The organism is Streptomyces sp. SID8352 (assembly GCF_009862265.1).
Taxonomy (GTDB): Bacteria; Actinomycetota; Actinomycetes; order Streptomycetales; family Streptomycetaceae; genus Streptomyces.
In genome coordinates this window covers 46,380-54,678 of sequence record NZ_WWGX01000007.1, presented here as the reverse complement: position 1 = coordinate 54,678, position 8,299 = coordinate 46,380, and the positions used below count along the sequence as shown (strand labels likewise).

7 protein-coding genes, 1 rRNA gene and 2 pseudogenes are annotated in these 8,299 nt (G+C 74.2%); all 10 read left to right on the top strand.

What is annotated here, in order from left to right; translation table 11 throughout:
• Positions 1 to 27: 27 nt before the first annotated feature.
• The 10 genes and pseudogenes from rrf to GTY84_RS03005 all read left to right on the top strand — a co-directional run bounded on the left by rrf (position 28) and on the right by GTY84_RS03005 (position 8,277).
• Positions 28 to 144, top strand: a 5S ribosomal RNA gene (rrf, locus tag GTY84_RS03050).
• A gap of 76 nt (positions 145 to 220) precedes the next feature.
• Complete coding sequence (locus GTY84_RS03045; protein WP_161224519.1) at positions 221 to 874, top strand: HAD family hydrolase; 654 nt, start codon at positions 221 to 223, stop codon at positions 872 to 874.
• Between the two features lie 93 nt (positions 875 to 967).
• Positions 968 to 1,441: pseudogene (locus GTY84_RS03040) on the top strand (VC0807 family protein); the annotation flags it as partial.
• A 23-nt stretch (positions 1,442 to 1,464) separates the two neighbouring features.
• Positions 1,465 to 2,820, top strand: a complete 1,356-nt coding sequence (locus GTY84_RS03035; protein ID WP_202549046.1) for an MFS transporter — start codon at positions 1,465 to 1,467, stop codon at positions 2,818 to 2,820.
• A complete protein-coding gene (locus GTY84_RS03030) occupies positions 2,771 to 3,943 on the top strand; it encodes an acetoin utilization protein AcuC (RefSeq protein WP_161224518.1) in 1,173 nt (390 codons plus the stop codon). Before GTY84_RS03035 ends, GTY84_RS03030 begins: the two co-directional genes overlap by 50 nt.
• Before the next feature lie 528 nt (positions 3,944 to 4,471).
• A pseudogene (locus tag GTY84_RS03025) lies at positions 4,472 to 5,278 on the top strand (phosphatase); the annotation flags it as partial.
• A gap of 137 nt (positions 5,279 to 5,415) precedes the next feature.
• Positions 5,416 to 5,625, top strand: coding sequence for a helix-turn-helix domain-containing protein (locus GTY84_RS03020; RefSeq protein WP_161224516.1), 210 nt, complete (start codon positions 5,416 to 5,418; stop codon positions 5,623 to 5,625).
• Between the two features lie 111 nt (positions 5,626 to 5,736).
• Positions 5,737 to 5,835, top strand: coding sequence for an AURKAIP1/COX24 domain-containing protein (locus GTY84_RS03015; RefSeq protein WP_003948845.1), 99 nt, complete (start codon positions 5,737 to 5,739; stop codon positions 5,833 to 5,835).
• A gap of 229 nt (positions 5,836 to 6,064) precedes the next feature.
• On the top strand, positions 6,065 to 7,126 hold the full coding sequence (locus GTY84_RS03010) for an NAD-dependent epimerase/dehydratase family protein (RefSeq protein ID WP_161224515.1): 1,062 nt from the start codon (positions 6,065 to 6,067) through the stop codon (positions 7,124 to 7,126).
• Between the two features lie 14 nt (positions 7,127 to 7,140).
• Positions 7,141 to 8,277, top strand: a complete 1,137-nt coding sequence (locus GTY84_RS03005; RefSeq protein ID WP_161224514.1) for a lysophospholipid acyltransferase family protein — start codon at positions 7,141 to 7,143, stop codon at positions 8,275 to 8,277.
• Positions 8,278 to 8,299 lie beyond the last annotated feature (22 nt).

The following is an 8,299-nucleotide window of genomic DNA, read 5'->3' as shown; positions in this document are numbered from 1 at the left end:
GGGGTTGCGGGTTGTGTTTCATAGTGTTTCGGTGGTCATAGCGTAGGGGAAACGCCCGGTTACATTCCGAACCCGGAAGCTAAGCTCTACAGCGCCGATGGTACTGCAGGGGGGACCCTGTGGGAGAGTAGGACGCCGCCGAACAATTGTTGGGGAAAGCCCCGCACCTCATGGTGCGGGGCTTTTCTGCGTTCCAGGGGCAACCCATAGGGTCAAAGGCATGCGCTATGACCTGGTCATCTTCGACAACGACGGTGTGCTCGTCGACAGCGAGCCGATCTCCAACCGGCTCCTCGCCGGCTTCCTGACCGAGCTGGGACACCCCACGACCTACGAGGACTCGCTGCGGGACTACATGGGTGCCGCGCTGCACCGGGTGCACGACCTCGTCCTGGAGCGGACCGGGCGGCGGCTGCCCGAGGACTTCGACGACGCCTTCCACCAGCGGGTGTTCGCCGCCTTCGAACGGGACCTGGAGCCCGTCCCCGGAGCCGCCGAGGTGCTGGGGAAGCTGGCCGCGGACGGGGTGGCGTACTGCGTGGCCTCCTCCGGCAGCCACGAGCGGATCAGGGTGGGCCACCGCCGCACCGGGCTCGACCGGTGGTTCGACGACGGGCGGATCTTCAGTGCCGAGGACGTCGGCCGGGGCAAGCCCGCGCCGGATCTCTTCCTGCACGCCGCCGCGCGGATGGGCGTCGCCCCGGACCGGTGCGCCGTCGTCGAGGACAGCGCGCTCGGCGTCCGGGCCGCCGTCGCCGCCGGGATGGACGTGTTCGGGTTCACCGCCATGACCCCGCCCGCCGTACTGGACGGCGCCTCCCGCCTCTTCGCCGACATGGGGGAGCTGACCGGCCTGCTGGCCGGGGCCCGTTGACGGCGCGGTACCCGGCCCGACCTGACATCCGTCATGCCCGGCACCGGACGATCGTTCCTACCGGGCTGAGGGGCCCCGGCCGCGAAGCTGGAGACCGGTGACGCCCGGCTGATGCTGGTCAAGGACAGCGCCCTCAGCGGCGTCGTCGGGATCGTGCTGCTGGTCTCCGCCGCCCTGGGGCGGCCGATGATGACGGCGTCGCTCAAGCCCTGGCTGGTCAAGGGCGATCCGGGCCGGGACGCTGCCTGGGCCCGGCTGCGGCGGGAGTCGTCCGCCTTCCGGGCGGCGGAGCGGAGGTTCACCGTGGTGTGGGGGACGGCGTTCGTCGCGGAGTGCGCGGTGCGGACCGCGGGGGCGTACTCCGTGCCGGTCGACACCATGGTGTGGCTGGGCTCCGTCGTCCTGGTCGCCACGATGGTGCTCGGCTTCATGGTGAGCGGTGCCCTCGGAGCCGTCCCCATGGCGCACATGGTGGCCGCCGCCGCGGCGGCGGACCGGGCGGTGCCGGAGACCGACGTGCACACGACTGCGGGGAATCCGGTGCCGGCCGGATCTACCCACCGGTAGGTCGGGGCCCTACGCTCGCCGCCATGACCGATGTGCTGCGGCGCGGCAGGGCCTCGCTCGCCTTCTGCTTCTTCGCCCAGGGCGTCGCCTTCGCCCTGCTGGTCACGCGCATCCCGGCCGTCCAGAACCGGTACGGCATCTCCGACGCGCTGCTGCCGGTCTTCCTGGCCGCGGTGCCCGTCCTGGCCGGTGCCGGGAGCGTGGCCACCGAGCGGCTGGTGCGGCGGACGCCCCCGAGCCGGGTGCTGCGCTGGTCGCAGCCGCTGGCCCTGCTGGCGCTGCTGGGCGTCGGGGCCGGTGACCGGATGGCCCAGGTCGCCGTCGCGCTCGCGGTGTTCGGGGTGGCCGTCGGCGCGCTGGACGCGGCGATGAACATGCTCGGGGTGAGCCTGCAACGGGCGTACGGGCGGAGCATCATGCTCGGCTTCCACGCCGCGTACAGCCTGGGCGGCATCCTCGGGGCGTCGCTGGCGTGGGCGGGGGCGCACTGGGGGCCGGCGCTCTGGGTGTCGTATCTGCCGGTGGTGGGGGTGCTGGTGCCGGCGGTGCTGGTGGGGAGCCGCTGGTACGTCGACGCGCGGGACCGGGAGCGGGACGGGACCCCGGAGGCCGCCGGGGACACCGGAGCCGTCGGGACGGCGGGGGCCGTCGGGGGCGCCGGAGCCGTCGAGGATGCCGGAGCCGGAGCGGTAGCCGGAGCAGCGAGCGCGGTCGGCGCCGGGGACGCGGGGAAGGACGCGGCCGGCGGCATCGGCTTCCGGATGCTGCTGCCGCTGTGCCTGGTGATGACGTTCGCGTACATCGGGGACTCCACGGTCTCCAACTGGAGCGCGAAGTACGTCCAGGACGTGCTGGGCGGCTCCGAGCAGATGGCGACCGTGCCCTACAACGTCTACATGGTGACGACGCTGGTGGGCCGGGCCCTGGGGGACCACGGGGTGCGGCGGTTCGGTGCCGCGGCGGTGGTGCGGACCGGGGCGGTGACGGCGGCGGCCGGTTTCGCGGTGGTCGCGGCGGCACCGGGGGCGTGGGCGGGGATGCTCGGGTTCACGCTGCTGGGGCTCGGGCTGTGCGTGCTGGTGCCGCAGACCTTCGCGGCGGCGGGGCGGCTGGCCCACGAGCGGTACGGGCCCGGGGCGTCGGACGCGGCGGTGGCCCGGCTCAACGTCTTCAACTACGTCGGATTCCTGATCGGTTCGCCCCTGGTGGGGGCGCTCGGGGACGCCTGGAGCCACCGGGGGGCGATGCTCGTGCCGATGGCGCTGGTCCTGGTGACCCTGGTGCACGCCCGGTCGTTCGGGACCGGCGCGGACCGATACGGTGACCGTCATGAGCGGTCGCGCACGGTTGATGTGGGACGAGGCGGTCACGGGCTATGACTTCGGCCCGGACCACCCGATGGACCCGGTACGGCTCGCCCTGACGCGGCGGCTGGTCACGGCCCTGGGGCTCGACGCCGGGCTGGAGATCGTGGCCGCGAAGCCCGCCGGGGAGTCGACGCTGCGGCTGGTGCACCGCGAGGACTACATCGACGCCGTGCGGGCCGCCTCCGCCGATCCTGCGGCGGCGGACCCGTCGTACGGGCTGGGGACGGTCGACGACCCGGCCTTCGCGGGGATGCACGAGGTGTCGGCGCTGATCGCCGGGCAGTCGGTGGCCGCCGCGGAGGCCGTGTGGCAGGGGGAGGTGCTGCACGCGGTGAACTTCGCGGGCGGGCTGCACCATGCCATGCCGGGCGGCGCGGCCGGGTTCTGCGTCTACAACGACGCGGCGCTGGCCATCGCCCGGCTGCTGGAGCTGGGCGCCGAGCGGGTCGTCTACATCGATGTGGACGTGCACCACGGCGACGGGGTGCAGGCGGCGTTCTGGGAGGACCCGAGGGTCCTGACGATCTCGCTGCACGAGCATCCGCGGACGCTGTTCCCGCAGACCGGCTGGCCGCAGGAGACCGGCGCGGGCGGCGCGGAGGGGTCGGCCGCGAACATCGCGCTGCCGGCCGGGACGGGGGACGCGGGCTGGGTGCGGGCCTTCCACGCGGTGGTGCCCGAGCTGGTCGCCGACTTCCGGCCGCAGGTGCTGGTGACGCAGCACGGCGCCGACACGCACTTCGAGGACCCGCTCGCCCACCTCGCGGTGTCGCTGGACGCGCAGCGGGCGGTGCAGGAGGCGTGCCACGAGCTGGCGCACGAGTACGCCGACGGACGGTGGGTGGCGCTGGGCGGCGGCGGTTACGCCGTGGTCGAGGTGGTGCCGCGGTCGTGGACGCATCTGGTGGGCATCGCGGCGGGGCGTCCGGTGGCGCCGGAGACGGTGATCCCGGAGGGGTGGCGCCAGGAGGTGTTCGCCCGGACGCGGCAACTGGGGCCGATGCGGATGACCGACGGGCGGTCGCCGGTGGGGTGGTCGGAGTGGGACGCGGGGTACGACCCGGCGGACCGGCTGGACCAGGCCGTCCTGGCGGCGCGGCGGGCGGTGTTCCCGCTGCGCGGGCTGCTGGCGTAGCACCCGGGGCGGGGCCCCACCCCGGTGAACGGGTCCGGGGCACGGGCGCCCGGTCGCCCCGCCCGGGGTGCGGGTGCGGACGTCTCGCCGGGGCCCCGGAACGTGCCGCCGGGGGTCCGGAAAGTCCCGCCGGGGCCCCGGAGCATCCCGCCGGGGCCCCGGAGCATCCCGCCGCGGCTCCGGAGCATCCCGCCGGGGCACGGGTCCGGGGATGCACTGGGCCGGTGGTCGGCGGTGGCCGCCGCCGGTGGCGCCCGAGGCCCGATGGGGTCCGGTCCGTGGTTCGGCCCCCCGGCCGTGCGGTGCCCGGCGGCGGGAGCCGTATCCGGCCCTTCTGGACGTGGCCGTCCGGTCCGCCCCGGGCGGAGCCGTCCCGCTTCCACCGCCGGAGCCGTTCCGGACCGCTCCGGTGGAGCCGCCCCGCCCCCCGGCCGCCTCCCCCGCCCCGGAGCCTTTTCGGCCACTCGTCGGAGGGGCGGTCCGGGTGTTCTGCCGTGATCCGGGGGCGGGGTGCGGGAGGATCGGCGCGTGGTGGATCACGCGGGGCTTCGGGAGTATCTGGTGGCCGCCCGGCTGGCCGGGGTGGTGGGGACGAGCCGGGAGGCGGGTCTGCGCAGCTACCGGTTGTTCGCCGCGCGCGATCCCCGGGCGCTGATCGGTATCGACCCCCGGCGGGACTGGACGCAGCCGGAGCTGCTGCGGCTGATGGCCGACCGGTGCGGCGTCCCGGCCGACCCCCGGCACACCTCGGGACCGGACACGATCGACCCCGACCGCACGGTGGCCGCCCTGGACGCCTTCGCCGTCCGGCTCGCCGTCGCCGCCGAGCGCCGCGCCCCCGTCCTGCTCGGCACCGGCCACCCCGGTCCGCTGCTCGGTTTCTACGCCGCCGTGGCCGGGGCCCTGTCGGCGGCGGGATGTGCCGTCCTCACCCCGGCGCATGGTCGCCGTATCGACATATTGACCCGGTTCGGTCTACGCACCCATGTCCTGGAGTACGTCCGCGGTGTGGCGTCGGTGCGTGTGCCCGGTACGGAACGCTCCGGTGGTGAGCCGGGCGCGCACGCGCACTCGCCGCTGCCCGTGCGGACCGCGCTGGACGCGGCGGCGGAGGCCGGGGGGCCGCTCCCGGAGCTGGTGATCGGTGACCACGGCTGGGTCTGCGGCGCAGGTCAGCTCGGGTTCGAGGCGATGGGCCCGGCCGACACGGACGATCCGGCGCTGTTCGTCGGGGAGGAGGAGGGCGCGGTGGCCGTCGCCGTACCCCTGGAGGACGGGGCGCCGCCCGAGTGCTACCGGCCGCTGGCCCGGTATGTGCTCGCCCGCGCCGGGCTGCCGGTCGGGGACGGTCATGGGTGCACCTCTTCCCCATTCGCATCACCCGCCCCTACATTGGGGAGTGAGCACGCAGCGACGAAGAGTGACCGGAGGGGAAGCCGGTGCCCGTCGAGTGCGGAAGGTTCAGGTGTGTCATGGCTGCTGGCGAAAGGCCTCTGAACGAGGTCCAGTTCCTTACCGTGGCGGAGGTCGCCGCGGTGATGCGCGTGTCCAAGATGACCGTGTACCGGCTGGTGCACAGCGGTCATCTGCCCGCCATCCGCGTGGGGCGGTCCTTCCGTGTCCCGGAACAGGCGGTTCACGAGTACCTGCGGGAGAGCTACGTGGGGGTGGAAACGGCCTGACGCCGCCTCGATTACGACCTCGGCGCTCGGGCGGGTAGGCTGGCCCCTCGTAGGTCGTGTGGGCCCATGGCGCCCAAACAACCGAGTGATGAGAAGTGAGCGAGGGTAGTCGTGGGCTCTGTTATCAAGAAGCGGCGCAAGCGGATGGCCAAGAAGAAGCACCGCAAGCTGCTCAAGCGCACGCGCGTCCAGCGTCGCAACAAGAAGTAGGCGACGGGACGGCGCGAGAGCGTGGTCTGCGGCCCCCCACCGGAACCGGTGGGGGGCCGCAGTCGTTCCTCGGGGGCGGGCGCGGCGGCCGGCCTGCTGCATCCGGTGCGACCGGAGGGCGACACCGGCAGGCTGGGTTGGCGCCACCGGGGGGAAGACGGCAAGGTACGGCAGAGGCACGGGCGCGCGGCGGGCGCGGCCGGGGCAGTGCGGAAGGAAGGCGCTGATCTTGGGCAAGGTCGTGCTGGTGACCGGTGCGGCCCGGCGGCTCGGGGGCCGGTTCGTCCGGCGTCTGCTGCGGGAGCCGGGGGTGGACGGGGTCGTCGCGGTGGACGCGGTGGAGCCGGAGCACCGGCTGGGCGGCGCCGAGTTCGTCCGGGCCGACATCCGGCAGCCGGCCATCGGGCGGGTGCTGGCGGAGACGGGCGCGGACACGGTCGTCCACCTGGACGTGACGGGCATGCCGCTGGGCGGCGGGAGCCGGGCGTCGGTCAAGGAGACCAATGTCATCGGCACCATGCAACTGCTGGGCGCCTGCCAGAAGTCGCCGTCGGTGAAGCGGCTGGTGGTGAAGTCCAGCACCAGCGTCTACGGTTCCGCGCCGCGCGATCCGGCGGTCTGCGTGGAGACCACGCCGCCGAGGTCGCTGCCCACCGGTGGGTTCGCCAAGGACGCGGTGGAGGTCGAGGGCTATGTGCGCGGCTTCGCGCGGCGCCGGCCCGATGTCGCCGTCTGCGTGCTGCGGTTCGCCAACATCCTGGGCCCGAACGCGGAGACCCCGCTCACCTCGTACTTCGCGCTGCCGCTGCTGCCGACGGTGTTCGGCTACGATCCGCGGCTCCAGTTCGTGCACGAGGACGACGTGGTCGAGGTGCTGGGGATCGCCTCGCGCGAGCCGCGCCGGGGCACCCTCAACAGCGGCACCTTCAACGTCGCGGGGGACGGGGTGCTGCTGCTGTCCCAGTGCTCCCGGCGGCTGGGCCGCCCCACCGTGCCGCTGCCGCTGCCCGCGGTCACCTGGGCCGGATCGCTGGTGCGTACGCTGGGGGTGACGGACTTCTCACCGGAGCAGATCCGGCTGCTGACCCACGGCAGGGTGGTGGACACCCGGCAGATGCGGGAGACCCTCGGGTTCCGCCCGGTGTACTCGACGGCCGGGGCCTTCGCGGACTTCGCGCGGTCCCGCGGGCCGGGGCTGCTGCCGCCGGAGGCCCTGGCGGGGGCCGTCGACCGGATCGCCGCGCTGTCCCCGGGGGACGGCGGCCACCTCCCGACGCAGAGCGCCAACTGAGGAGCGCAGCAACGATGGCGGACGCCAAGGTCATTCCCTTCGACGACGACCGGTCGCGGGGCTCCGGCGCGCCCCGCCGCCGGAACGGACGCCGCCTGGACGCGGAGCCCGGGGGGCCGGGCGCGGTGCAGCCGCTGCCGGTGCGCGGCGGGGCCCGGGACGACGGCCCGGCGGACGGGACGGGGGAGCCGGTCCCGCCGTCCGCGGACTCGGCACCCGGCCCGGAGCCCGCGGAACCGGCCGGGTCCCCGGGACAGCCCGGGGCCGCGGGGCCGGCCGGGTCACCGGGCCCGGAGGGTGCGGGTGGGGCGGGCGGACTGGAGCGGCGCGTCGCGGGCGGGCTGGCCTTCCTGCGGCGGCGGCTGACCGGGGAGTACGAGGTCGACGACTTCGGCTACGACGCCGAGCTGACCGACCAGGTGCTGATGTCGCTGCTGCGCCCGCTGTACGAGAAGTACTTCCGGGTCGAGGTGAGGGGGGTGGAGAACATCCCCGCCGAGGGCGGGGCGCTGATCGTCGCCAACCACTCCGGGACGCTGCCGCTGGACGGGCTGATGGCGCAGGTCGCGGTGCACGACCACCATCCGGCGGGGCGGCACCTGCGGCTGCTGGCGGCGGATCTGGTCTTCGTGCTGCCGGTGGTGAACGAGCTGGCCCGCAAGCTGGGCCACACCCTGGCCTGCGCGGAGGACGCCGAACGGCTGCTGGCCCGGGGCGAGCTGGTCGGGGTGATGCCGGAGGGGTTCAAGGGGATCGGGAAGCCGTTCGGCGAGCGGTACAAGCTCCAGCGCTTCGGGCGCGGCGGGTTCGTGTCGACGGCGCTGCGGCAGCGGGTGCCGATCGTCCCGTGCTCGATCGTCGGCGCGGAGGAGATCTATCCGATGCTCGGCAACTCGCGCACGCTGGCGCGGGTGCTGGGCCTTCCGTACTTCCCGCTGACCCCGACGTTCCCCTGGCTGGGGCCGCTGGGGGCGGTGCCGCTGCCGACGAAGTGGACGATCCAGTTCGGTGAGCCGATCCGGACCGACGGCCATCCGCCGGAGGCGGCCGACGATCCGATGCTGATGTTCAACCTGACGGACCAGGTGCGGGAGCAGATCCAGCACACCCTGTACAAGCTGCTGGTCCAACGCCGGTCGGTCTTCTTCTGACGGTCTTCTTCCGACGGGGCGA

Excerpts from the sequence above, each read along its gene's own strand:
- GTY84_RS03045 (WP_161224519.1), top strand. The coding sequence starts at position 221 with ATGCGCTATGACCTGGTCATCTTCGACAACGACGGTGTGCTCGTCGAC.
- GTY84_RS03035 (WP_202549046.1), top strand. The coding sequence starts at position 1,465 with ATGACCGATGTGCTGCGGCGCGGCAGGGCCTCGCTCGCCTTCTGCTTC.
- GTY84_RS03030 (WP_161224518.1), top strand. The coding sequence starts at position 2,771 with ATGAGCGGTCGCGCACGGTTGATGTGGGACGAGGCGGTCACGGGCTAT.
- GTY84_RS03020 (WP_161224516.1), top strand. The coding sequence starts at position 5,416 with ATGGCTGCTGGCGAAAGGCCTCTGAACGAGGTCCAGTTCCTTACCGTG.
- GTY84_RS03005 (WP_161224514.1), top strand. The coding sequence starts at position 7,141 with ATGGCGGACGCCAAGGTCATTCCCTTCGACGACGACCGGTCGCGGGGC.